This window comes from Streptomyces sp. NBC_01224, from assembly GCF_036002945.1.
GTDB lineage: Bacteria > Actinomycetota > Actinomycetes > Streptomycetales > Streptomycetaceae > Streptomyces.
In genome coordinates this window covers 1,202,188-1,227,117 of sequence record NZ_CP108529.1, presented here as the reverse complement: position 1 = coordinate 1,227,117, position 24,930 = coordinate 1,202,188, and the positions used below count along the sequence as shown (strand labels likewise).

At 71.4% G+C, this 24,930-nt stretch carries 15 protein-coding genes; 5 read left to right on the top strand and 10 right to left on the bottom strand.

The features are described from left to right. Window positions 1-59: 59 nt before the first annotated feature. The 3 genes from OG609_RS05380 to OG609_RS05370 all read left to right on the top strand — a co-directional run bounded on the left by OG609_RS05380 (window position 60) and on the right by OG609_RS05370 (window position 2,975). Entirely contained in the window at window positions 60-917 is an 858-nt protein-coding gene (locus tag OG609_RS05380; RefSeq protein ID WP_327271726.1) for a shikimate dehydrogenase family protein, read from the top strand. A gap of 163 nt (window positions 918-1,080) precedes the next feature. Further along, a complete protein-coding gene (locus OG609_RS05375) occupies window positions 1,081-2,121 on the top strand; it encodes an ATP-binding cassette domain-containing protein (protein ID WP_327271725.1) in 1,041 nt (346 codons plus the stop codon). Then, window positions 2,118-2,975 (top strand): ABC transporter permease, encoded by an 858-nt coding sequence (locus OG609_RS05370; protein ID WP_327271724.1) that lies wholly within the window; start codon window positions 2,118-2,120, stop codon window positions 2,973-2,975. The genes OG609_RS05375 and OG609_RS05370 overlap by 4 nt, the downstream gene beginning before the upstream one ends. A gap of 27 nt (window positions 2,976-3,002) precedes the next feature. Here the strand turns inward: OG609_RS05370 and OG609_RS05365 are convergent, their stop codons facing one another. The 9 genes from OG609_RS05365 to OG609_RS05325 form a co-directional block, all read right to left on the bottom strand. Further along, window positions 3,003-6,281 (bottom strand): BTAD domain-containing putative transcriptional regulator, encoded by a 3,279-nt coding sequence (locus tag OG609_RS05365; RefSeq protein ID WP_327271722.1) that lies wholly within the window; start codon window positions 6,279-6,281, stop codon window positions 3,003-3,005. A 234-nt stretch (window positions 6,282-6,515) separates the two neighbouring features. After that, window positions 6,516-7,172: a class F sortase gene (locus OG609_RS05360; RefSeq protein WP_327271721.1), complete on the bottom strand. Its 657-nt coding sequence runs from the start codon at window positions 7,170-7,172 to the stop codon at window positions 6,516-6,518. 153 nt (window positions 7,173-7,325) lie between these two features. Further along, window positions 7,326-7,754: a hypothetical protein gene (locus OG609_RS05355; protein WP_327271720.1), complete on the bottom strand. Its 429-nt coding sequence runs from the start codon at window positions 7,752-7,754 to the stop codon at window positions 7,326-7,328. Between the two features lie 124 nt (window positions 7,755-7,878). Further along, on the bottom strand, window positions 7,879-9,972 hold the full coding sequence (locus OG609_RS05350) for a HAMP domain-containing sensor histidine kinase (RefSeq protein ID WP_327271719.1): 2,094 nt from the start codon (window positions 9,970-9,972) through the stop codon (window positions 7,879-7,881). Then, a complete protein-coding gene (locus tag OG609_RS05345) occupies window positions 9,950-10,678 on the bottom strand; it encodes a response regulator transcription factor (RefSeq protein WP_327271718.1) in 729 nt (242 codons plus the stop codon). The genes OG609_RS05350 and OG609_RS05345 overlap by 23 nt, the downstream gene beginning before the upstream one ends. Before the next feature lie 375 nt (window positions 10,679-11,053). Then, window positions 11,054-12,304, bottom strand: a complete 1,251-nt coding sequence (locus tag OG609_RS05340) for a TIGR02679 family protein (protein ID WP_327271717.1) — start codon at window positions 12,302-12,304, stop codon at window positions 11,054-11,056. Window positions 12,305-12,414: 110 nt separating this feature from the next. Continuing rightward, a complete protein-coding gene (locus OG609_RS05335) occupies window positions 12,415-16,848 on the bottom strand; it encodes a TIGR02680 family protein (RefSeq protein ID WP_327271716.1) in 4,434 nt (1,477 codons plus the stop codon). Continuing rightward, a complete protein-coding gene (locus OG609_RS05330; RefSeq protein ID WP_327271715.1) occupies window positions 16,845-18,071 on the bottom strand; it encodes a TIGR02678 family protein in 1,227 nt (408 codons plus the stop codon). The genes OG609_RS05335 and OG609_RS05330 overlap by 4 nt, the downstream gene beginning before the upstream one ends. Continuing rightward, entirely contained in the window at window positions 18,068-19,693 is a 1,626-nt protein-coding gene (locus OG609_RS05325; protein WP_327271714.1) for a TIGR02677 family protein, read from the bottom strand. The genes OG609_RS05330 and OG609_RS05325 overlap by 4 nt, the downstream gene beginning before the upstream one ends. A gap of 473 nt (window positions 19,694-20,166) precedes the next feature. On the opposite strand from OG609_RS05325, the gene OG609_RS05320 reads away from it, so the two are divergent. Continuing rightward, the gene (locus OG609_RS05320; protein WP_327271713.1) at window positions 20,167-20,979 is read left to right on the top strand and encodes a maleylpyruvate isomerase family mycothiol-dependent enzyme; all 813 of its coding nucleotides are present in this window, start codon (window positions 20,167-20,169) and stop codon (window positions 20,977-20,979) included. Window positions 20,980-21,135: 156 nt separating this feature from the next. Then, the gene (locus OG609_RS05315) at window positions 21,136-23,268 is read left to right on the top strand and encodes a tetratricopeptide repeat protein (RefSeq protein ID WP_327271712.1); all 2,133 of its coding nucleotides are present in this window, start codon (window positions 21,136-21,138) and stop codon (window positions 23,266-23,268) included. A 27-nt stretch (window positions 23,269-23,295) separates the two neighbouring features. Here OG609_RS05315 and OG609_RS05310 read toward each other — a convergent pair whose 3' ends face one another. After that, entirely contained in the window at window positions 23,296-24,684 is a 1,389-nt protein-coding gene (locus tag OG609_RS05310) for a hypothetical protein (RefSeq protein WP_327271711.1), read from the bottom strand. Window positions 24,685-24,930: the final 246 nt, after the last annotated feature.

Here is a 24,930-nt window from a genome sequence, read left to right as displayed (position 1 = left end):
TCGCGCACAACCCCTAACCTCCCGGCTAGGGGGGACCAACTGTTCACGGAAGGCAAGGAATGGAACCCGTAGTTCCCGACGTCTCTGCACCGACGCGGATCTCAGGAAGCACGAGGCTCTACGCCGTCCTCGGTGACCCTGTCGAACAAGTGCGGGCACCGTCGCTCCTGAACCCTCTTTTCGCCCGCCTCGGCATCGATGCGGTGCTGCTCCCCGTGCACGTGGAACCGGTCGCCTTCGCCAGGGTCTTCCACGGGCTCACGCAGACGAAGAACCTGGACGGAATCCTCGTCACCATTCCGCACAAGGCGGCAGCCCTGCGCCTGGCGGACGAGGTGAGCCCGGCGGCCGCAGCGGCCGGGGCCGTCAACGCGCTGCGCCGCGAACCGGACGGCCGCTGGAGGGGAGAGAACTTCGACGGCATCGGTTTCGTTCGCGGACTGATCGAAGCCGGCCATCTTCCCGCGGGGAAGCGGATCGTCCTGATGGGCGCCGGTGGTGCCGGCAGTGCGATAGCGGCGGCGCTGCTGTCCGCGGGCGCAGCACAACTGACGCTCTGCGACCCGGACGTGGCCAAGCTCCACGGGCTCCTCGCACGCCTGGAGGAGCACTGGCCCGGTCGTGCGACGGGCGAGGCGAAACCCGCACTCGACGAGGCGGACATCGTGGTCAACGCGACCCCGCTGGGCATGCGGGCCGACGATCCGCAGCCGTTTTCCCTGCGGGCCCTCGCCCCGCGGTGCGTGGTAGCGGACGTGATCATGAAGCCGAGGGAAACCGCCCTGCTGAGGAGTGCTGCGGCGCTGGGCCATCCCGTCCTTCACGGTGCCCACATGCTCGACCACCAGCTCGACCTCTACCGAGCCTTCTTCCGGCTGGACGAGTCGGCCAGGGGGTGTGAACCGCCGCATCGGTGAGCAGGTACGGAGCCCGCACCGCTGAGACTTCGGTTCGTCAGCGGGACGCGGCCGGCGCCAGCACCGGACCGGTGGCCTGCCGCGACGCCCCGGTCGGCGGGCCGTCGGCCGCCTGTAGGAATCGTGTCGGGTGTTTGTCAGCGGAGCTTGATCTCATGAAGACATGACGCGAATCGACAAGAACCCCGACGGCGGCCGGCCGGCCGTCCAGGTGCGGGGACTGGTCAAGCACTACGGCGAGACCAAAGCACTGGACGGAGTGGATCTCGACGTCCGCGAAGGCACCGTCCTCGGAGTCCTGGGCCCCAACGGCGCCGGCAAGACGACGCTGGTCCGCTGCCTGTCCACTCTGGAGCGGCCCGATGCGGGCACGGCGCGGGTCGCCGGCTGCGACGTGGTGAAGAACCCGCGCCAACTGCGCCGCATCATCGGCCTGACCGGACAGTACGCCTCGGTGGACGAGAAACTGTCCGGCTGGGAGAACCTCTACATGATCGGGCGGCTGCTGGACCTGTCCCGCAAGGACGCCCGGCAGCGCTCCGAGGAGATGCTGGAGCGATTCTCCCTGACAGAAGCTGCCAAAAGGCCTGTTGTGCAGTATTCCGGCGGCATGCGGCGCCGACTGGACCTCGCGGCGTCCATGATCGGGCAGCCCGCGATCCTCTACCTGGACGAGCCGACCACCGGCCTCGACCCCCGCACGCGCAACGAAGTGTGGGCGGAGGTCCAGCGGATGGTCGGCGAGGGCGTCACCGTCCTGCTCACCACCCAGTACATGGAGGAGGCCGAACAGCTTGCGAGCGAGCTGGCGGTCATCGACCGGGGCAGGGTCATCGCCACCGGCGGAGTGGACGAGCTGAAAGCCAAGGTCGGCGGCCGGATGCTCAAGATCCGGCCGTCCGAACCGGCGCAGCTCTCCGCCATGGCGCGGGCGGTCACCGAGGCCGGACTGGACGGGATCGCCGGCGCGCAGTCCGTCCCGCAGGACGGCCTGCTGTACGTCCCGATCCGCCACGACGAGCAACTGAACGCGGTGATCGCTCTGTTGGGCACGCGAGGCTTCGGCATCTCGTACATCGGCACCCATCTGCCCAGCCTGGACGAGGTGTTCCTGGCCATCACCGGACAGAAGTCCACCTCCGCCCCGCCCGACGAGTCCGCGGACCGGGCGTCCGGCACCGTTCCCGAGGAGGTCGCGGCATGAGCACAGCGACGCTTTCCCGTTCTTCGTCCACCGCCCCGACGTCCGCTCCGGAGCACGGCCCCGCTGACGAGAGCCGGATCGGCCTGCGAGCGAACCTCCGGCACATCGGCGCCCTCACCCGGCGCAACGTCATGCAGATCAAGCAGGACCCCGGGTCGATGTTCGACGTCGTGCTGATGCCGGTCATCTTCACCCTGCTGTTCGTGTTCGTCTTCGGTGGTTCGGTTGGTCAAGCGCTGGGCGGCGACCGCGACGCGTACGTCAACTACGTCGTACCGGGCCTCATGGCGATGCTGGGCATGAACATCGCCATGGCCGTCGGCAGCGGCGTCAACGAAGACTTCCGCAAGGGGGTCATGGACCGGTTCCGGACGATGCCGATCGCCCGGTCCTCGGTGCTGATCGCGAAGATCGTGGTGGAGCTCGGCCGGATGCTGATCGCCATCGCCATCCTGCTGGGCGTGGGCTTCCTGCTCGGTCTGGAGATCAAGACCTCGGTGCTCGGGCTGCTTGCGTCCGTGGGGCTGTCCGCGGTGTTCGGTTCGTCATTGATGTGGATCTTCATCCTGCTGGGACTCACGATGAAGACCACGCAGACCGTCCAGGGCATGGCGATGCTGGTGCTGATGCCGCTGCAGTTCGGGTCGTCCATCTTCGCCCCGCCGTCCTCGATGCCGGGCTGGCTGCAGGCGTTCACCGACTACAACCCGCTGTCCAACCTCGCGGACGCGGCCCGCGGACTGATCAGCGGCGGGCCGGTCGCCCACTCCGCCGCGATGACACTGGCCTGGGCGGCGGCAATCACTTTGATCACCGCACCGCTCGCCGTCGCCAAGTTCCGCCGCAGGACCTGAGCCCGGTACCCGGGCCGGCCGGGCGGTTCACACCGCCGCCAAGGAGGCTGCCTCGTCCACCGTGAGGCGGCCTCCCTCGGCGTACAAGGCCTCGTAGGCGGCGTCCGTCAGGCCGGCCCGGACCGCCGCCTCGGCGTCCTCGTGCGATGCGCGCTCCTGCGCGGCGGGACAGTAGCCGGGGGGCAGCAGGGCGTCGGCCGCTCCCAGCAGCCGGGCCGCGTTCGCGACTCGGACCGTGCCTCCCAGCCCGGCCAGCGCGCGGGCCATGGTCATCAGGTGTACCGCCGGCATCTGCGGAGCGACCAGCGTGCCCAGCGGGTCCCGTGCCCGGGCCAGCGCTTCCCGCGCCCGGCTGAGTGCGTCCGCGTACCGGCCGTCCAGGTTGGCCGTCCAGGCCAGCAGTCCGTGCACGAGCCCCTCGAACGTCGCGAGGCTAGAATACCTGAACGTACCGAGCAGCCGCTCCAGTTCGGCACGCGCATCCTCGGTGCGGCCGGTGCGGTTCAGCCAGACGGCCAGTGTCATCCGCGCGGCGGGTCCGACCATGTGACTGTGCCGGTCGGCCTCGGCGAGGACCTCACGCAGCACCGCTTCGGCCTCCGTGCCCTGCCCCGGCTCCGTCATGACGCCGGCCAGCCGGGTCCTGAGCAGAGCGACCTGAGAGAGTGCGCCCAGTTGCTGCGCATGGCGGATCGCGGCCCGGAAGTCCCTCGCCGCACCGGCGTTGTCACCGGAGCGCTCGTAGGATTCGCCCCGCACGGACAGTGCCTCTGCCGCACCCCAGGAATCGCCGAGCCGGGTGAACAGCGCCAGGCTCTCATCGGCGTCCCGGGCCGCCTCGTCCGCCTTGTCGCCCCGGTTGGCCAGCATGTTCGCCCGCAGTTGGAGGGTGGAGGCCAGATCCCAGTCGTCACCCAGCGAACGGCAGGACTCGACGGCTCGGTCGATGAGCTCCAGCAGGCGGCCCGGCTCGCTGGTCAGCATGACCGCGTGTATCCACAGCACCCCGGGTGTGCGGCAGGTCTGCGGCACACCCGACCGGTAGACCTCGACGATCCTGCCGCAGTACTCCACCGCCTCGGGCGTGATCCACTTGTCGAGCTCGTGGCTCATGGACGAGAGATGGATGAGCCGGACGCCGCGCCGCGCCTCGACGAGCAGATCCGGACTCATCGGCGGAGGGGCGTCGGTGCACCGCTCGTACAGTGGCGGGGCGGGTGCGACCGGGGCGGCGAAGGGGTCGGGGCCCAGCGCCGCGACGGCCCCGGACCAGTGTCTGGCGTCGGCCCGCAGATCACGGATCTGCCAGTACCAGGCGAGGGCGTGGACAAGACAGAGCGCCTCGTGCTCCTCCTCGGCGGCCACTGCCCGGCGCAGGGCGGCTCGCAGGTTTTCGTACTCGTTCTGGAAGACCGCGATCGCCGCCCGCTGGCCGTCCCCGCGCAGCAGCGGGTCGGTACGGCGGGCCAGTTCGCGGAAATGGACGAGGTGGCGGCGCTCCACCCCGGTCCGTCTCCCCGACTCGTCCAGCCGCTCGGCGGCGTATTCGCCGATCGTTTCCAGCAATCGGTAGCGCATGCCGGTCCCGGTGGCGGTCGGGGCTGTGGCCACGACCAGCGACTTGTCGACGAGTGAGCCGAGCAGGCCCAGGGCGCCGGGCCCGCAGACCGCTTCGACCGCCGGCAGGTCGCAGTCGCCGGTGAACACGGACAGCGCGCACAGGGCCGCGCGCTCTTCGGCACCGAGCAGGTCCCAGGACCAGTCGACGACCGCACGCAGGGTCTGTTGCCGGGGCAGTGCGGTCCTGGCTCCGCCGGTGAGCAGCAGGAACCGGTCGTCGAGCCGGTCCGCGATCTGCCGGGAGGTGAGTATCCGCAGCCGGGCGGCTGCCAGTTCGATGGCGAGTGGCAGTCCGTCCAGCCGACGGCAGATCTCGGCCGCGGCCTCCGGATCGTCCTCGGGCCGGAAATCGGGACGTGCGGCGGCCCCGCGTTCGGCGAAGAGCCGCAGGGCCATCGGGCCGGGCAGCGGCTCCACCCGGCGCAGCACCTCGCCCGGCACCCCGAGGGGCTCACGGCTGGTGGCCAGGACGGTCACCCCTGGGCACCGGGCCAGTACTTCCTCGGTGAGCCGGGCCGCCGCCTCCACGACGTGCTCGCAGTTGTCGAGCAGCAGGAGCATCCGGCGTCCGCCGCAGTGCTCGGTCAGCCGGACCAGTGGGGCATCCCAGTTGCCGCGGTCGACGGCGCGCAGTTCCTCCGTCTTCGCGCCGGGCAGTACGGTCTGGCGGGCGCCGAGCGCGGTGAGCACGACCTCGGGCAGCGTCGACGGGTCGTCCACGGGGGCGAGTTCTGCAAGCCACACTCCGTCCGGCCAGCGCCGGCCGGCGCCGGTCGCCTCGGCTGCCTCCATCGACAGCCGTGTCTTGCCGGCACCGCCGGGCCCGAGCAGCGTGACCAGTCGCGCGTGCATGAGATCGGCCCCGATGGCCGCGATGTCGTCCTGGCGCCCGACGAAGCTGGTCAGGCGGGCCCGCAGGTTCCCGTCGGCCGCCGCGGGTTCCCCGAAAGCGGCCTGTTCAGTGGGCAGAGCGAGCAACTCGCCGTGCAAGCAACGCAGTTCGTCACCCGGATCGGTGCCCAGACGGTCGGTCAGGTCGCGGCGCAGCGTCTCGTACGCGTCGAGTGCCTCAGCTGTACGGCCGGTGGCCCGCAGCGCGCGCAGCCGCAGGGCCTGCAGGGGTTCGTCCAGCGGGTGTTCGTCGCACAGAGCGGTGAGCTCGGGCAGGGCCTCCTCGGCCCGCCCGAGCGCCAGCAGCGCACCGAGCCGCCCCCGGCGGGCCGCGAACAGCCGGATGCCGAGCCGGCCGGCCTCGGCGCTGTGCTCGGGCAGGTCGGCGAGGGCGGGGCCGCCCGGCCACAGTGCGAGGGCGTCGTTGAGGAGGGCGAAGGCGGCGGCCGGGTTGCCTGCGGCCAGGGCACGCGTGCCGTCGTCGGCCAGCCGCTCGAAACGGTGGGCGTCGACGTCGGCCGGAGCTGCGCACAGCGCGTACCCGCCGTCGGCCGAGGTCACCGTTGCGGGGCCGAGGGCCCTGCGCAGCCGGCCCACCAGTGCATGGAGGGCACCGGCCGCGTCGGCGGGGGGCGCGCCCACCCACACCGCGTCGACGAGGACGGCTGCCGGGATGCTGTGCCCCGGCCGCAGGGCGAGGACGGTGAGCAGCGCGCGCAGCCGGGCCCCGCCGACGGTGACAGGGGTTCCGTCCTCGCGGTAGGCACGGGCGGGGCCGAGTATCTGATAGCGCACGTGTCCATTCTCCTGGATACACGACGCGGGTACCCGTGAGACTCTTGGCAGAGCGCGCCCGAGGGTCTCCTCTCCGACCTCGCACGGTCATTGGTGGGTGTGACGTCGCCGGGGACGTTGCACCGCGCGACCCTCGCGTCGGCCCCGCCTTCTGGTGGCCGGGCCGCCCGGTGGGCCGGGACACGGCAGCGCAGAGCGTCGACGACGCGCCGGGGGAGGCGGTCGCGGTCGCCGTCAGCTCCGGGCGGCGTACACGATGAGATTGTCCACGGGGTGGCCCTGTGCGTCGAAGGCGCCGTCGCAGGTGATGAGGCGCAGGACTCGCTCGTCGGTGGCGCCGTAGACCCTCTTGGTCGGGAAGGCCTTCTTGCTGACGGTCTCCGTGCCGGTGACCCTGAAGTGGATCTCCGCTCCCCGGTCGTTGCGGATCGCGATGTCCGCACCCTTGCCGATCTTCTTCAGATCGTGGAAAACGGCCTTCCCGAAGCGGGTGTCGTTGTGGCCGATGAGGACCGCGGCGCCACGCTCGCCGGGGACGGCGCCACCGGTGTACCAGCCGACCGTCATGCCCTTCTCGGCGGGCGGGACCTGGACGGTGCCGTCCTCGTTCAGACCGAGCCGCATCAGCGAGCTGTTCACCCCGATCGAAGGGATGCTGACATGGGTGGGGCTTGCCGCGGACTTCGGCTTCCCGGACTTCTCGGGCTTCTGCGTCCCCTCGGGCCCCGTGTCCTTGGGAGAGTTGAGAGAGCCCGGGACGCTGGATGAACTCGCGCCGGCGTGTGATGCGGCGGACGAGGCATCCACGGCGCCGGAGGAGCAGCCGGTGAGAGCGAGACAGGCGAGCACCGGAAGTGTGGCATGCCAAAGCGACATGGTTGTACGGGACATGGGGGCTCCAGAACGGGACGGAGATGGCAGTGGCGCCGCCCGGGACCGGGCGGCGCCACGAGGGAAGGTCAACTGCTGTGCACGGTCAGTTGTCGCGCGCGGTCACATTGCCGTGCATGTCGGTTGCCGTGACGTGGTTGACGCAGCGGCAGTTCAGCGGCCCTGCTGGGCGGCGGAGCGGCGGCGCAGCACGACCGTTCCCGCTCCCGCGACCAGAAGAGCGGCTGCGGCCGACCCGGCAAGGGCGGTGGTGCTGCCGCCCGAGGTCCCGGCCGGTCGCTCGCCCGCGGCGACGCCACCGCGCGGAGCGGCGGCCGCGGAACGCTTGTCCGCGGCCGGACGCTCGACCACGGCCGGGGCGGGACTGTCGCCTGCGGCGACACCGCCACGGGGCGCAACCGACGGCTCCGTGCCCCGCGTGGGCGCGGTGGTGGTACCGGCCGGGGCGGCTGCGGCGGACGGCTCGACGGACGGCTTCGGTGCGGGCGTGCTGTCGGCGAAGGCCGCGGTCGACGGGACGAGTACCGCGCCGGCCGCGACAGCGGCAAGAAGGGCGGTACGCAGGGACAGACGGTGGGGCATGGGCATGGCTCCATTCCAGGTCGGCCTCGGTGGTGCCCGGAAGCCGGTTCGCACCGGGCACAAGGCATGCCGACAGGCTGGCGTGAAGTTATGAAGAAGCTGTCAGATCGCTGTGGTCATCGCATCAGGCCTGGCCCGCACCGCTTCCACGGCCGCCCACGGCAGGCTCGGGTCCGCCCGCGCCGCTCTCGCGCTCGCAGCCGCCTGCCACGCTCCCCGGCAGGCCCGTCGAGGCTCCTTGGGACTCGCCCGACCCACCAGCCTCTCCCCATTCGTCCGACCCCGTCCGTGCATGATCTGCCGGCAGCCGGAGCGTGAACACCGAACCCTGCCCCTCGACGCTCACGGCACTCACCGAGCCGCCGTGCGCCTCGACGAGTTTCCGTACGATCGCCAGGCCCAGCCCGCTGCCGCCGGTGCGGCGGCTGCGGGACTTCTCCGCGCGCCAGAAGCGGTCGAAGACATGGGGCAGATCTTCGGCAGGGATGCCGCTGCCCGTATCCGTGACGTCCACCACGACCTGGTCCGCGCACGCTGACCCGTGCGCATGCAATGTGACATTTCCACCGGCCGGAGTGTGACGCACCGCGTTGGAGACGAGGTTGCCGATGGCCTGATGCAGCCGGACCGGATCGGCCGTCAGCTCGGGACTGGGAGCGCCGGCCGTCGCCGTGAGGACGGTCAACGTGACCCCAGCCGTCTCCGCCCGCCCCTGGTGGGCCGCGGCGACCTGTCCCAGAACGTCCTCGATGCGTACCGGCTCGGGGTGCAACCGCAGCGCACCCGCGTCGGCCGCGGCCAGATCCTGGAGATCGTCGATGATGTGCTGCAGCTGAACGGCCTCCGTGTGGAGCGAGGAGATGAACGCCGGGTCGGGCTCCGCCAGACCGTCCTGCGCTGCCTCCAGCCAGCCGCGGATGTTGCTCAGCGGGGTGCGTAGTTCGTGGGCGACGTCGCTGACCATGTCCTTGCGCTGTCCTTCGAGGCGGGCACGGTGGGCCGACATGTCGTTGAAGGCCGCGGCGAGCCGCCCGATCTCGTTGTCGTCGGTGACCAGCACCGGCGCGGAGTCCTCCCCGTCCCGCATCCGTTGTGCCGCACCGGTGAGGGCGTGCAGCGGCCGTACGAGCCGGGCCCCGGCCAGCATGGTGGCTCCGACGGTGAGCGCCAGGACGAGCGCCGCGGCACCCGCGATCTTCGCGGTGTTCGCCGGGGAGAGGTCGAAGCCGGGCACGGTCGTGCCGCCCTCGTCGCCGATGAACAGCAGTGCGGGCGAGGCGACATAGGAACTGAGCTGCTCACGGCGGGCCGTGCCCACGCAGGATGCGGTGGCCCGGTCGTCGTCGCCGGTGCGGACGCTCGGCGCGGGGGCGGGCGTTCGGGCGGAGACGCCGGCGCTGGGCATCGGCTTGGGACCGTCGCCCCAGGACAGATCCGGATTGAGCCGCACGCCGGTGCGGCCCTGACGTTTCAGGCAGGCATCGGCGAGCTGATTGAGCGCCCCCAGCGCCTTCCGCTCGGTCGCTGTCGGTTCATCCAATTTGTCGGATGCGCACCTGGTGCCCTGCACCCGGTCGGGATCGTTGCCCACGACCTCGATGCGCGGGCGCCCACTCGGGCCCTGGACCACATCTGCCGCGACCCCGGACCGATTCAGGCACGCCACACTCCGGTCGGCGGCACGCTGCAACGCCGTACGCTCGGCCGCGGGCAGCCGGAACGGACCGACTGCTCGCGGGTCGACACGGTCGGCCGTGACGCCGGCCCGGCCCACCGTCTGGGACAGCGCCGTGTCCACGGACAGCGGATCCACGATCGCCGATGCCTCGGGCGGCAGGGCGGGCGGGGACGGCCGGGTGGCGGAATCGGCGAGTGGACGGCGCTGCTCGGTGGTGAGGGCGATCCGCCGACCGGACTGCCGCGCCAGGTCGTGCACGGTGCTGTCGACGCCGTCCCAGGTGGGGTGAGCCGCCGCGTATCCGAGCAGGGTGTTGTAGATCCGGGCGTCGGCGGTGAGGTTCTGACCCTGTTCCTGCTTGATGGCGCCGGAGGTGGTCTGTACGGCAAGCCAGGCCGTGGCGGCCACCGAACACGCCGCCACCAGCGCCGATACCGCCAGCAGACGGCCGAACAGACTCTTGCGGAGCGGCAGCCGCGCCCGCTGCTCACGTCGAAGGGGCACACCACGCACCCGGCTACGACGACGCACGCGAAGCATTCCTCGCCGGGTCCGTCAGCTTGTAGCCGACACCGAAGACGGTGAGCAGCCGGGCCGGCCGACGCGGTGCGGGCTCGATCTTCTTGCGCAGGTTCATGATGTGCACGTCGACGGTGCGAAAGCTGATGTACCGGTCGAAGCCGTGCAGCTCCTCCAGGAGCCGCTGCCGGGTGAAGACCCGCTCGGGCTCGGCCGCCATGGCGGCGAGAATCCGGAACTCACCGGGCGTGCACTCCACGAACCGGCCCTCGACCGACACCTCGTGCCGGACCGGATCGACCACGAGCGCACCCACCGTCAGTACCTGATCCGCGGCGGGATCGGTACCTGCCGCAACCTGCCGGGTGCGACGAAGCAGCGTCCGTACGCGCGCCATCAACTCACGCGGACTGTACGGCTTCGTCACATAGTCGTCCGCACCGAGATCCAGACCCAGCAGCAGATCGTCCTCCGTGCTGCGGGCCGTCAGCATCAGCACCGGCAGCTCCCGGTGCTCGGCGCGCAGCACACGTACCACGTCCAGACCGTCGGCCCGCGGCATCATCACATCGAGCACCAGCAGATCGGGCTCCCGGTGCCGGACCTCGGCAAGGGCAGCCAGGCCGTCCCCGACGACCGTGACCGCGTGGCCCTCGTGTTCCAGATAGCGGCGTACAAGTTCGGCCTGTTTCTCGTCGTCTTCGGCGACTATGACGTTTGCGCACACGCGGTTGATCGTAGATGAGGTGACGCAGGCCCCTCGTGGCACCGGACGGCGCCGGACACCGTGTTCCGCCTCGGAGGGGCGTTCCAGGCCATCGGCTCGGAAGGCGTCGAGGGACGGACGGTGAGAATTTCCAGGGCTCGGGGGCCACGCCTCGCCCACGAGCCCGTGCTGCCGTCCAGTGGCCGACCTCGGCGGAGGGCTTGCCGGATGCGACCTCCTTGAGCACCACACCGGGATGACGTCGTACGCGCGCCGAGCCCGTTCCACGGCCGAAACCGTGGGCACGACCGGGGGCCGGCGATGTGTTCGCAGGACGGCCGTGGAGGCGTACGCACGGTTCCCGCTGTCTCCATCGGCGGCCCACGTCGGGGCGAACTACTGAGCGCCCGCCCTGCCGTTCCTCGTGGACGGACCGTCGAGGAGATCGGTGAGGAGATCGTCGAGGACGGACTCCTCCTCGACACGTACCCCCAGTTCGACGAGCGCAGGGCGCAGTCCGGGGTCCCACGGGGAGTCGACGGGCCGGCCGGTGAGCGGGGCGAGCGGCGTGGTGCGGCCCACGGCCGTACGGTATTCGGTGGCCGTGTACCGCCATGGCCGCCAGGCCACATGCCGCAGCAGCGTCGACGCGATCCGCAGTCCGCCCCAGTCGAAGTCGCCGTGGTAGAGCAGCGTCGAGCCATGCGCGTGGAGCGTGCCCAGCAGGGCGAGCGCGGCGGCTGACGGCTGGCCCTGCAGACAGATCAGTGGGGCGCAGCCCGTGCCGTGGGCGTCGGCCGCAGCGGCCACGACCGCCGGGTTTTCGCAGATCCTTACGGTGGTCGGCCGCGTGCGCGGCGATGAGGGGTGACGGGTGAGCTGGCGCAGCGTCAGCACGACGGGTTCACCCGCGTCGGCGTGCAGGTCGAGAGCCGGTGTGCCGCGCACGTTCAGGGCGAGGACCGTCGACGACAACTCGTCTCTGACCAGTCCCGCCGAGGCCCAGGTCTCCCGTCGCCACTGCGCACCGCTGCCCGGTGGCCGGCCGCTGAGCCGTCGCAGGGCGGACAGTACGAGCGTGGCGAGGGCGGTGCCGTCGTCCAGGGCGTGTGCGTTGCCCAGTGCACGCGCCGCGAAAGCCGGGAGGGACATGGCCGGTTCGACGGGCAGGCCGTCCAGGGCGGACGCCGTGTCGGCGAGCAGGGCCGCGGCCAGTCGTGGCTCAGGAGCCAGGCGTCGTACGAGCCCCTCGCCCCGCATCCGGTCAGCCCACTTCGCCAGGTCGGGGCGGCGCGTCACCAGAGCGTCGAGCGGGGCATACGCCTCGGCCCAGGCCCGCGCCTTCTCGTCCCGCTCGGCCCGCACCGGCACTACGGGGCCGGTCAGTGCGCGTACGGCCGCCGCGAGACCGTCGGGGCTGATGCCGGAACGGCGCAGGACGTGGTCCACCGCCTCCAGCCGTACGGAGAGGGACCGACCGCGACGAGGCGCCCTGCCCAACAGCCGCTCGACCGCGCCACGCCCTGCGTCGTCGGGATCGGCGAGGGACACCGAGCCGGTGAGGGGTTCCTCGCGTTCGAGCCGTCGCCGGATCCGCTCGACGAGCCACGCCAGCTCCGGTGCGCCGAGCAGGCGGCGCAGGCGCACGAGGTCGATCGGAGCCGGACCGGGATGCGTACTCCCGTCGCTCCGGGGCCGGTCCCCTGCGTGTGTTGCCCCGCCCGGGTCCGGTGACGCCGCCTCGCCGGGCGGAGGAATCACTGCCACGCGCAATCCTGGAGAGTCGCGTTCTGCGCACCGGAGGCGGCGTCGACGGCCGGGCCCGCGATCGCCGTACGGGCCGGAGAGTCCGGCGGACTCGGAGCCGCCGACACCGGCTCGGCGCCCACTCCTTCCGCGCCCGCGCGTCCCGGTGCCGCCGTGTCCGGTTCGGCCCGGGTACCGACCGGTCCGCGGTCCGGCTCGAACCCCCGGGCGCGCTCCGTCCCGTCCCATTCCCAGCGGGTCACCAATACCGCCGCCACCTCGTCGATACGGGACAGCTGAGCGATCGCCACCCCCGGAACCTGGGGATAGCACGCCCACTCCCGTTCGCTCGTCATGACGACGTCCAGGTCGAAGGCGTGCAGCAGCCCGAGGCACTTGGCGCGCGAGTCGTCGTCGACGCCCGCGAACGCCTCGTCCAGGGTGACGAGCCGGGGTGCGTGCGGACTGGCGGCCGTCGCGTAGTGGGAGGAGGCCGCGGCGAACAGCGGCACCGATACAGCGAGCACCCGCTCGCCACCCGAAGCGGGGCCGGTGGCCGACACCCAGCGGCCGTGCTGATGGCGTTCGATCCCGAACTCATGCCAGGCCCGGTAGTCCAGCGCCGCGGTCAGCTGCTCCAGTCGGCTGCCCGATACGTCGGCCGACTGCCGCAGAGTGATCTGCGACTGCAGGAACTCGCCGACCGCCGCGCGATCCTCCGGTGACCAGGCGTCGGCGGACTGCCGCAACTGCTCGCGTGCGCGGGCCAGTCCCGTCGGCGCCTTGCGGGACGACCGCCACACCAGGCGCAGCTTCATGCCCGTGGAGGTGGGCCGCTCCTCCAGTTCCGCGTTCATCGCCCGCACCTGACGCTCGGCCGCGCCGATCAGCTCCTGGAGGGTGCCCGCGACCTCCGTGAGCAGATGGGTCTCCAGGATCTCCCGCTCATGAGCGGACAGGATGCGCTGCAACTCGCCGACCTCGGTGGCGAGTGCCTCCGCCAGCTCGGGTACGGCCCGCTCGCGCCCCTGGTAGACGATGTCGACGACCATCCCATCCTCCACCATCCGGGCCGACGCGGTATGACCGTGCCGGGACAGTGCGTCCTGCAGGGACTTGAGCTCCTCACTCAGACGACGCTGCACACGCTCCCAGGATCCGTCCGAATCGTCCGCCGCCGACAACTCCGCCTCGATGCCACGGGCGAGCGCGACGGCCGGAGTGACCGCCCACGCGCCGTCGTTCAGCGGCGGCAGCACGAGCTCGGGGACGGCCACCCCGATCAGTCCCGTGGAAGCGAACCGGCGCAGCGCTTCCACCGCATCCGTCCGCGCGGCGGAAGCGGTGTCGAGACCGGACTCCAGCTGTTCGATGCGGCCCTCGGCGTGACTGGCACGCCGGTCCGCCGCGGCGCGGGCCGCGGCCGACTCCTTCTGCTGCGGGACACAGCGGCCGAGCTCTCCGGCAGTCTCGGCGAGACGCTGTTCCAGCTCGGCCACCGCCGCTCCCACGGTGGAGCGCAGAGTGCGGTGATGTTCGTCGGCCGAGGCTGCCGCGTGGGATGCGGCTTCCGTACGTTCCGTCAGTTCCGCGACCCGGGCCTGCGTCTCCTCAGCATCCGACTGCTCCTCCGCAAGGGCCTGCCCGGCCTCGGTCCGCTCGCGGAGCGCCGGCCAGACCTCGGCGAGGGCCAGCCGGTGGTCGGCCAGACCGTCCTGTACGGAGGCCAGCGTGCGGCGCATCGCCGCCGGAGCGAACGCGGGATCCGCGGACACCGGCGGCCCGTCCGCCGTGGCCCCGGCCGTAGCCGGCGTCGGCTGCTCGGTCGCCTGCGGGGAGAGACCGACATCCGCAGCGGTCTCCGCAAGTTCACGGACGGCCGCACGGTCGCTGTCGGCTGCATGCGCCAGATCCGCCGACCGTTCGTCACGCCGCAGGACGGCCCGACGGGCGGTCTCGCGGGCCGCGACGGCACGCGCGTGTGCCTGCCTGAGCCCGCCGTCGTCGGGGAGCGCGGCGAGCTCCTCGTCGAGCAGCCCTCGCTGCGCCGCAACAGTCGACCGGTCCTCGGCGAGTGCCGCCGACTCCCTTTGGACGGAGGTCAGTTCGTCCCTGAGTGCGGACAGCCTGACCCGCCTCGCCGCTTCCCGGGCGCCCTCACCGACGTACTCCGCGGCCTCCTTCGACCAGCTGCCGGTCAGCGCGCCCACCCGGAAGCGGCCGTCCACGGCCACCCACGTACCGCTGTCGTACCCGGGCGGCCGCACCGCGCCCAGTCCGACGGAGACCAGCAGCCGGCCCACGGTCTCCTCGCCCACGGCCCGTGCGCGCTCGTCCTCGCGATCCACGGCCGGCCGCAGCGCCTGTGCCAGCGATGTGCCGGCCACCGGCGCCCCCGGAGCGACCAGGACGTCGTGGTTCCCCGCTGCCGGACCGGTCAGTGCCGACACGGCACTTCCGTCCGGGCACACCCAGGCATCCAGCAGCCCCGAGGCCTCCAACGCCGCCTCCAGCAAGGCGCGTTCTCGCTGCGGTACGTGATCGTGGAAGTCCACGAGACGCCACAGCGGCGCACCGGTGGCCCGCTCCCGGACTCCCGGCGTTCTCGTGTACGGGACCTGCGGTCCGCGCCCGCCTCCGGCCTCCAGCGCCGCCAACTCCCGCTGTACCGCGTCCCGGCGTGCGGCCAGCGCCGACTGCTGCTGCACCAGCCGGGCGGACAGGTCCGCGAGAGCGGCCGAAGCGGCACGATGGGCGTCCGCCGCATCCACCTGTGCCGGGCTCGGCCCGTTCAGATGCGACAGCCAGTCCTGCAACCGGTCCAGCAGGCCCACCGGGTCGGGAAACCGCAACTGACGGCATCCGCATACGTGTTCACGTACCTGGGCCAGCAGAGCCTCGCCGGCGGCGGTCACCGCATCGGCCGTCTGAGCCGCCAGCTCCCCGGCCTGCCCCACCTCGCCTTCCGCATCGTCCAGGCGCCGCGCCACATCCAGCCGGGCGGCGGCTGCCCGCTCGGCCCGGCCGGTCAGGCCCGCCACCAGATCCACCGTGCGCTGCCGGCGCGCCACCGCCTCCTCGACCGAGCGCCGCAGCTCGGGCTCCGGTACGTCCCGGGTATGCAGCTCCGGATCGATCCGCGCTGTCTGCGCCGCCCGGCGGCCCCGTAGCCGCGCCGACACGAGCCGTCCGTCCGCGGCGCTCAACCGGTTCTGCGCCGTGCCGACCCGGAGCACAGCCCGCCGGTGCGCGGCCATGGCAAGGTCTCGGTCGGCCGCGGCGCGGTCGTGGTCGTCGCCGGTCCGCAGGGCCTCCCTCCCGGCCTGTTCCAGCTCGCGCGCACTACGCATCTCCGGTCCCGCCCGCAGTGCGGCGTCCTGGGCCTTCAGCCGGGCCTCGGCCTCCTCCAGCGCCGCACCGCGCTCCTGTGCCGACGCCCGCTCCTCCAGCGCCTTGCCCCGCTCGGCCTGTGCCGCCGAAAGGTCACGCTGCAGCCGCTCGTAACGGGCGTGCTCGGTACGCGGCATGCGCGCACGACGCCGCGAGGCGATCCGCGCGTATCGCCGGTAGTGCTCCAGGAAGGCCGAGGCCGCGCGCTCCGCCTCGCTCGCCGCGCGGAGCTCCTCCTTCTCCTCGTCCAACGAACGGAAAGCCTCGGCCACATCGGCGATCACCGCCTGGTCCATCGGAGGCAGGGCTTCCGTCAGAGCGCGCGAGAGGGCCGCTTCGTTGGGACGCTTCGACAACTGTGGCTGGCGCAGCTGGACGAGCAGGTCCACCAATGCCGCGTACCGCTGCTCGCCCAGCCCGAACAGCGCTTCGTCCACCGCCCTGCGGTACGTCCCGGCTTGGTCGTACACCGTGCCGCGCCCGGCGACGGCGTCGGCCAGCCGGTCCCGCGACAGGGCCGTTCCCGTTGCGTCCAGCAGGCTCAGCTCCGGGCCGATCCGCTGGTCGGTGACAGCGAACCAGTGACGGGCGATACCGCGTCCGGACACGGCCTTCAGCCCGCACATGAGCGTACGGAAATGAGCCTGGCCCCGCTCGTCCAGCCGGCCGAACTCCACCCAGGTGTAGCCGAGCCGTTCCGGGTGCGGATGTTCCCCGCCCAGCAGCAGATTCCACTCCATCCGCTTACTCGGATCGGCATCCGGTTCCACCCTCCGTGCCGACAGGTCGCCGTCGAGCAGGAACGGAAGGGTGAGGGCGAGAACCTTGGACTTGCCGGTTCCGTTGTTGCCCCGCAACAGCAGCCGGCCGTCACGGAACCAGAACTCCTCGCGGTCGTAGTAGAAGAGGTCGACGAGCCCGATCCGCAGTGGCTGCCACCGGCTGCGCGCAGGAGCGGGAACGGCGGTTCCGGCCGTCGTCGGGACGCCTCTTCCAGCCGCCTGCTGGGCGGGAACGAGAGGGGCGGTCGCGGGGTCGTCCGGGAGGATGCTCAACGCTTCGGCGCCTTTCGGGTCGTGGACACACCGGGGTCGAGAACGACGGCCTCGCCCACGGCATAGCGGGCGAGTGCCGGGCGCGGTGCGACGCCGTCGGCCGTACGGGACACGAGCCCCAGGGCGGTCAGCCGCTCCACGGCCTGTTCCACCAACTCCGGTTCGGATCCCGGTTCCCGGGCCGCCTTGGACCAGAACCCGCCATGCACCGCGGCAAGTTCACGTACCCACTGCTGGAGCTCGACGAATGACACCGGGCCCGCGACGGCTGCCAGACGCTCGGTGAGCAGCAGCGTGATGTGACCACGGGTGCCCTGCTCGGGCATCCGGAGGTCGGCGAGGTCGTCGTACGGATCGACCATGGCGATCCCTTCGGCCCGCACCTCCGCCACCAGCCCGGTGAGTTCCGTGATACGGGCCGTCAGAAAGCCGCGCTGCCGGGTGAGATAGGCCAGTTCGGTATCCGTGAGCTCGTCGTAGTAGAGCACCGGATCGTCCAGCAGTCGACGGGTCAACGAGCGCCGCAGGGCGCGGAAACGCAGGTCGTCGCTGTCCAGTGCCGTTTCGGCGGTGAGCTCGGCCAGCCGCTCGTCGGCGCTCTCGGCGGCCACGAGCGACGGCCCCACACGGGTGGCCAGCATTCCGGCCAGTACCCGGCGCTCCACGTCATAGAGAACATCGCCGGACCCGCTCACGTAGGCGTCCTCCTCACCGGCCACCCGGCGCAGCACGCCGTACCGGAGCAGCAGCCGCACCACTGCCGCGAGGTCCAGACGCTCGTCGCGCCGCTCAAGGGTGAAGGCGACACCGGCCGCGAGGAGTTGCGGATCGGCGGCATCCAGGACCACCTGCTCGGCGAGACGGCCCAGCGCGATCTGATTCTCGCCGCGTTCCAGGCAGGCAAGTGCCAGGCACAGAAGCACATAGCGGCGGCGGGTGAACGGTACTGCGGCGCGGCTCGCCTCGCGCGCCGGATGAGAGGCGTCGTCGAGGGTGCCCGGTGTCCGGTACAGCCGGGCGGTCTCCGCATCCACCTGAAGGCGCCAGCCGGTGTTGCGGTCGAACCATTCTCGCAGTTCGGAGGCGTGCTGTCGGACGAGCCGGAACGCATCGGCACTCGGACCGGCGGCCCGCAGCAGCGGCTCCTTCAGTAGGGCGCGCGCCGCCCGCCTCACCTCGGCGGCACGCTGTCCCTCCAGCACCTCGGCGAGAGGGGTGGTCATCCTGCCTCCAGGGGTGTCGCGGCCGCCGCCGCTACCGGTGGGCCGGCCGCCGGCCGCCGGGACACCGGCATGGTCAGATCGGTGATCTCGACGCCGTGGTCGGGCCCGGTGAAGACCCCGTCCGGAGTCTCGATACGGGCCGTCCGGCCGTCACCCAGGGCGGTGAGCCGGATCTCCATGGAGCCGTCGTTGCTGGTCACCGCAGTCGTTGTCATGCCCGGCCGCCACGAGGCAAGAGCATCGCCCAGCAGCTGGAGGAACAACTGGAAGGAGAGCGGGTCCAGCGTACCGAGTCGTGACAGACGGGTTTCACCGCCGGTGGCGAGCAGCGCACGGGCCGTTTCGGTCTCCTGGGTCTGTTTCCTCGCCAGTGCGGCGAGCAACTCCCGGGCCTCGGTCCTGTCCTCGACCTTGCGCGCCTTTCCACGCCTCTCGTAACTGCCGCTGCGCCGAAGCTGCGGACTGATCCGCAGCGGCTCCGCCTCGGCCCAGGGGGTCGAGGCCGGAGTCGGGGATGCCTGGCGCGCGGCGAGGGAATCCGCGTCGATGCTGAGATGACGGGCGGGGTAGAGGCCGAAGGCCACACGCCACAACCGGTGCCGTGTCTCGTCGTCGGGCGCTTCGGCGAACCAGCGGGCCAGCGTCCGGAAGTCCGCGGACCGGTCCGAGCGCCCGGCCCGGCGTTCGGTCAGTGAGCGGACCACGGCCAGCAGTTGCGGAATCGCGCCGAGTGCCCGGCCGCGCAGCAGCCGGGCCTGCGACTCGCGGCCGTCCCGGGACAGGAACCAGGAGGCGAGTCCGGACCAGCGGCCCTGCCACTGCCCGAACGCTCGGGCTTCGGCCTGTTCCGTTTCTCCGGGCGAAGCATCGGCGGCCTCTCGGGCGGCGGCCAGCCGCAGCAGCGGTTCGACCCGGTGCTCCAACTCCAGGACGAGCCGGGCGATGCGTGCGCCGAGCGTGATCAGGTCCTGGATGAAGCGTTCCAGATACTGGATCAACTGGTCCTTGTACGCGAGGAACGTCTCGACTTCGACGTCGTGCAGGTCGATGGTGCGCTGCAGGGAGCCCATGAACGCCCGCGCGTTGTCCGCGAGTGCCGCGAAACGGCTGGTCAACGTGAACAGTGCGAGATGTGTCTTGGCCGGGTCCGGCGCGTCGTCCGCTGCGAGGACGAGCAGGGCGCGCAGCTGCGTGATGATGTCACGCAGGGCGACCGCCTGCAGAGCCCCGGGCCGTCCCAGCGATTCGTCGTAGGCGGCGAGCGCCGTCTCGGCCGCCTCGCCGGACGCGGTGAGCTGGTAGATGAACCGCTTGCGGTAGAAATCCTCGACAGCGGTCACCCGCGCGGTGTCCGGATCGGCCCGCAGATTTCCCCATTCCACCAGCTTGTCCAAGGCCTTCACCACGGTCTCGGCCTCCGGCGGCCGATGCTCGGACGGCAGAGCGGCGTACACGTCTTCGGGACGCAGATGCACCGCGAACCGCTCCTTCGCGGCGAGGAACGCCGCCATCACCTGCCGGTAGAGAGCCGAGTTCGGGGCGGTGAGGTGAGCGAAGGCGCTGTAACGGCTGGGACCCGGGGGCGTTCCGCTCTGATCGGGGGCCGGTGGTATCGCTGTCATTGACGCTCATTCTGGCCTATGAACTGACGGGATCGTCTCCTATGGCCACGTATGAGCGGAGGGTGATTGTGGGGTGGCGACTCGCAGCAGGGTGGGGGGAATGTCTTACGGCCCGTGCGGTGGCGAGACGAATGGAGAGATCGGGCTGAAGGCGTGGCCGGACAGCCGGGGCTTCATGTATACGGCGGCGGGACACCTTGGCCGAACCGGAGAGCCTCCTCCGTGCGCGGCTGCCGGAACGGACGAGGCACTCGATGCCCAGGTCGGCGTACTGCTGGACACGGTCCGGTGACCTGCTCGCCATGTGCTGGTCGATGACGCCCGCGGCGCTGGTGCTCCGACCTCTTGTCGCGGGCCCCGCCACCTGGTCTTGTGTACCACGGGCACCGTGGGTGATCCGTGACGAGGTTTGCGGCCGGGCTGCGCGCATCCGGCGCGCAGAGGCGGTCGAGGCGGGGAGAAACGTGGAACCAATGACCGGACGCGACGTACCAGGCACGCTGCCCGAAGGGCTCGGCGACGCGATACGCGCCACAGCGGAGGAGATCGCCTCGCTGCTGCGCGGGGTTGCCGAAACGAGCGTTCCGGTGCCCGGCTCGGAGTGGACCGTCGGGCAGGCGGCAGCGCATCTGGCGCAGGCCAACGAGCTGATGGCCGACATCGCGGCCGGGCAGGAACGCAGCTACGGGGACGGAACGCCGCAGAGTCTGGCCGCGGCCAATGAGCGCGCGCTCGCCGACTTCGAGGAGCGGGACGCCGAGCCGCTGGCCGGGATGATCGTGACGCACGCGGACGCGTACCTCACGGCGGTGGACGGGTGCACGACGGAGGCGAACGTGGTCACCCCGTTGGGCCCGATGAGCAAGGCGGTACTGGGCTCGTACCTGCTGACACACATGCTCGGCCATGGTTACGACCTCGCCCGTGCGCTGGGCCGCCCGCACATGCTCGACCGCACGCGCGTCGAACTGTCGCTGCCCTTCCTCATTACGGCGATGCCCCGGGTGACCGATGCCGCTGCGACCGCCCGGCTGACCGCCCGCTACACGATCCGACTGTGGGGCGGCGCCCGCTTCGGCGTCACCTTCACCGAGGGCGTCGTATCCGTCACCCCGCAGCCGCCCACCCGCCCGGACTGCACCATCCTCATCGAGCCGGTCACCTTCCTCCTGATGGCGCTCGGCCGGTGCAACCCATGGGGAGCCATGGCCCGCGGCCGTGTCCTCGCCTGGGGCCGCAAACCCTGGCTCGCTCCCCGCTTCCCGGAGCTGTTCAAGGCGCCCTGAGGGACGGGGGGTTTTCGGGCGTCAGGCCGGGACGATCAGCATTGCCATGTCCAAGGGATATCGACCCGTCTGACGCTAACGTTGATCCGCACGGTGGAAGCGGCGGTGCCGGGGAGGGCGCACCGCGCGAAACACCGGGAACGAGGAGTGCGCGACATGCTCGATCCCACTTCGGTGGCGGCGATTTCGGCGGTACTCGGCGCAGTTGGTTCGGGGATGGCCAACGAGGCCGGCAAGTGGGCCTGGGAGTCGACCGGCGGCGTCGTACGGAGAATCGCCGGCCGGGAGGTCCCCGCGCCCGTCGCCCCTGAGGAACGGGACGACGTGGCCCGCATGGTCTACGAGCAGATCCGTACCAACCCGCAACTCGCGGCCTCCTGGAGCGCGTTCGCGTCAAGAGTGCACGGAGGGCCGAATCCGGCCCGAGCCGTGCAGTCTCACCTCCCCGCCTCCATAAGGTTCTTCACGGACCGCAAGGAAGCGATGAAGCAACTCCAGCGAGAGGCAACCCGCCGCGCGGACGGAAGGCCCCGGCTCGCCCTGGTGCACGGCCCGGACGGCATGGGTTCCAGCACGCTTGCCGTGCACTTCGGAGCGCGGCCGACCCGGCTCTTCCCGGACGGCCAGATCTATGCCGACCTCGGCGGCGGGGGCGCCGGGAGCGCACGCGACGTCGGAACCGTACTGCGCGCACTGCTTCGCCAACTGGGCTTGCGGGACGAAGAGATGCCGACCGCCACCGACCGGCTCGGTGAGTTCTTCCGTCATTGCGCAGCGGACCGCAAACTCCTGGTCGTGCTCGATCACGCGCACTCCGCAGCGCAGGTCAGACCATTCCTCACGTCGGCGCCCGGGGTGTTCACGATCGTCGTCGCCCGGACCCCGTTCCCCGGCCTCGACGCCGTACGGGTTCCCGTCGGTCCGCTCACGGACAAGGATGCTGTGCGTCTGCTCACCGATATCACCGACAAATCCACCGTCGCCGCAGCCCGCGCCACGCTGCCTTCGCTGCTCGCGCGATGCGGCGGATCGCCGTACGCCCTGCGCGCCGCGGCGGACTGGCTCTCCGCCCCCACGCTTCCGCCGCGGCAGGCCGCACCGGACAGCGACCCGGTACAAGGGGCGGCGGAGGACAACTACCAGTTCCTGACGCCGGAATCCGCCAAACTGTACCGGCTGATGGCACTGCGCAGCTGGCCCGCCTTCGACGCCGCGACGGCCGGACTGGCCACCGGCCAGGACCCGGCGGTCACGGCGGAACTCCTGGCGGATCTCGCCGACAGGATGCTCCTGGAACGCAGCCGGAGCGGAACCGACATCAGCCGCTACCACTACCGCCCGGGGGTCCGCGCACACGCCGAGGCGACAGCGATTCGCGAGGACGGAATCGCGGCCTGCTCCGCGGCTCTCACCCGCACGCTGCTCGCCTACGCGGACCTGGCGACATCGGCGGCCCACCAGGCACTCCCGGAGAGCTGGCGCGTCCCGGCACCCGCCGAGGACCGGATCGGGCAGAGGTACGCGGACCGGGGCGCCGCCCTCGACGCGTTGCTCGCGGAGCTGGGCAACCTGGTCGAAGCCGTTCGCTGCGCCGAGGAGTCCGGCGACCCGGACACCGCCGTACGCCTGAGCCGTTCCCTGTGGCCGCTGCAGCTCAAGGCGGGCCACCACGAGATGCTGCTGCCGGCGCTGCGCATCGGAGCGCGTCTCGTCGACGCCCATCTCCCGGGAAGCCTCGACGCCGGAGCGCTCCACGCACAACTGGCTCACTCACTGACCGAGTTGGGGCGTTGGGAGGAAGCGGAGACGGAGACACTGGCGGCTGCGCGGGCCGAGGAGTCGGCCGCCCACAAGCGAGGCCACGCCTCGGCCGTGGAGTTCCTGGGATTGCTCAGGCTGCGTCAGTGGCGTTACCAGGAGGCCTACGAGTGCTTCGACGAAGCGGGCGTCATCCTGAACACGATGGGCGTACACGACGAGGGAACCGCCGACCTGCCGCGTGCCCAGGCCCTGTTGGAACGCCATCGCGGCCGAGCCCTGCGCGGGCTCGGACAGGGCGGGGAGGCCCGCGAGAGGCTGCAGACCGCACTGCGCCACTTCCGGGCGAGCGGCGATACGTACAACACGGCCCGGACTCTCACCGATCTGGCCGAGACCTGGTTGGACGAGGAGGACACCGAAGCGGCACTGCCGCTGATCGACGAGGCGATCGCAACGCTCGACGGCCAGCGTGCGGAGTACCACCTGTCGCATCTGCGGCGGATGAGAGAACGCTGTGTCACCCCGTAAACCCTCTTCCCGCCTCTGACATCCCCGTCATTCCGGGGGTGTCAGAGGAACAACCCGTACGCGGTGAAGCCGCGTACCTGTCCGCACGGAGAGCCCGTCGGCCATCGCTTGCGTGAGGCGTTTGTCGGCTGCGGCCGCGCCGGGGTTGCCGGTGGCCAGCCAGGCGTACAGGGCAGAGGCGTACGCGGCGGGGTCCAGACCAGACATGCCTCCCGCATCGGCGCCGGGCGCCGCCACCAACCGGAGCGGCTCTTCGCCACGCACCCGGACCACACACGCGGACGGCCCGGTCACATAGGCCGCAAGGGAGCAGCCCTGATGGCGCCGGAGCACTTCGGCGGTCCAGACCGATGGGGAGCCGAAGCGCGGGTCGTCAGGTGCCCCGTCCCGGAAAATGACATCTGCCAGATCCAACTGGTCCACGTCACGGGTGTCCTCGTGCACGGCAACGTGCAGTTCCCCGTCGTGACCCGGGCCCACCGTCGGCCGCGGGCCCGCCCGCCGACTGACCGCAACCTCTCCCGGCCCGGGGACCTCCGACAGTACGTGAAAGGGGACGGTGGCCGTACCGGCCTCGTAATCGGGCAGCGGGAGGGGCTTCAGCGAAGCCGGCCAACCGGGCTCCGGCGCACCCATCATCGAGTAGAAGAGCCTGCGCAACCGGACCGCTGATTCACCCGGCACGGAGGTGGTGAACCCGGCAGGCCCCGACAGTGGCCGGTGACAGCGGATGAGTCTCGCGATCTGCGCCGACAGCGACGCGTCGGGGTCGAGCCGCGGCGCCTCCCGCATGAACGCGGAGATCGGCGCATCGGGATCGAGGGCGTCGAGCGGCGCGGCCCCCAGGAGCACAGGAGTGCCGAGGGCGGCAGCGTAGTAGGTGACGGAACCGTGGTCCCCGATCACGGCATCGGCGGCCAGCAGAGCCTGCCGCCACCCCTTCAGCGGATCGATCAGCGCCAGCCCGCCGCGCCGCGCGCGATCGAGCCAGGCGCGGATCTGACCGGGTCCGTGTCCGTGCCAGATGTTCGGGTGCAGTACGGCGGCGAACCGGTACTCGTCCACGGGGAACTCCGTGGCGACCCGATCCAGCAGCGCGGCCACGACGTCACCCCCGCCCCGGCCGTCTGCGCCGTCACCGACCAGTGAATCGGAGCTCCAGGTCGAATTGAGCAGTACGAGCCGCTGCCCCGGCCGCACCCCCAACGCCCGGCGGAAGCGCTCGCGATAGGGCCGGGCGGCGAGCATCCGGTCGAAGCAGGGGTCCCCGGCGAGAACGGCGGTCGGCGCCGCCTCGGGGCAGGCGATGCGCAATCGTTCGTACTGCTCGGGGTGGGAGAGGACGAGCGCGTCCGCGACGGGCACGCCCTGCGACAGAAGCCACTCCGGCGCGAGCCCGAAGACGGGCGCAGGCACCGCCCCCGCCCCCGACCCGGTGTCCGGTGTCCGGTGTCCGGTGTCCGGTGTCCGGTGTCGCCAGCCTCTTAGTGTAGCCGACACCATGCGAGAGAACGGCCAACTTCCCGGCAGGGAAGTCCAGTTGGCCGCCAAAGCTGGCGGAGATGACGAGATCCACCCCCGTCTCGGTCGCCTGCTCGTACGGCACGACCGGCACCCCGGTGTCGGACAGCAACTCGGCCGTACCGGCCGCGAATGCCGAGG

Bases quoted from the DNA above. Each gene is read 5' to 3' on its own strand.
- OG609_RS05380 (WP_327271726.1), top strand. From the start codon at position 60: ATGGAACCCGTAGTTCCCGACGTCTCTGCACCGACGCGGATCTCAGGA.
- OG609_RS05375 (WP_327271725.1), top strand. From the start codon at position 1,081: ATGACGCGAATCGACAAGAACCCCGACGGCGGCCGGCCGGCCGTCCAG.
- OG609_RS05370 (WP_327271724.1), top strand. From the start codon at position 2,118: ATGAGCACAGCGACGCTTTCCCGTTCTTCGTCCACCGCCCCGACGTCC.
- OG609_RS05360 (WP_327271721.1), bottom strand. From the start codon at position 7,172: ATGTCCCGTACAACCATGTCGCTTTGGCATGCCACACTTCCGGTGCTC.
- OG609_RS05355 (WP_327271720.1), bottom strand. From the start codon at position 7,754: ATGCCCCACCGTCTGTCCCTGCGTACCGCCCTTCTTGCCGCTGTCGCG.
- OG609_RS05350 (WP_327271719.1), bottom strand. From the start codon at position 9,972: ATGCTTCGCGTGCGTCGTCGTAGCCGGGTGCGTGGTGTGCCCCTTCGA.
- OG609_RS05330 (WP_327271715.1), bottom strand. From the start codon at position 18,071: ATGACCACCCCTCTCGCCGAGGTGCTGGAGGGACAGCGTGCCGCCGAG.
- OG609_RS05325 (WP_327271714.1), bottom strand. From the start codon at position 19,693: ATGACAGCGATACCACCGGCCCCCGATCAGAGCGGAACGCCCCCGGGT.
- OG609_RS05320 (WP_327271713.1), top strand. From the start codon at position 20,167: ATGACCGGACGCGACGTACCAGGCACGCTGCCCGAAGGGCTCGGCGAC.
- OG609_RS05315 (WP_327271712.1), top strand. From the start codon at position 21,136: ATGCTCGATCCCACTTCGGTGGCGGCGATTTCGGCGGTACTCGGCGCA.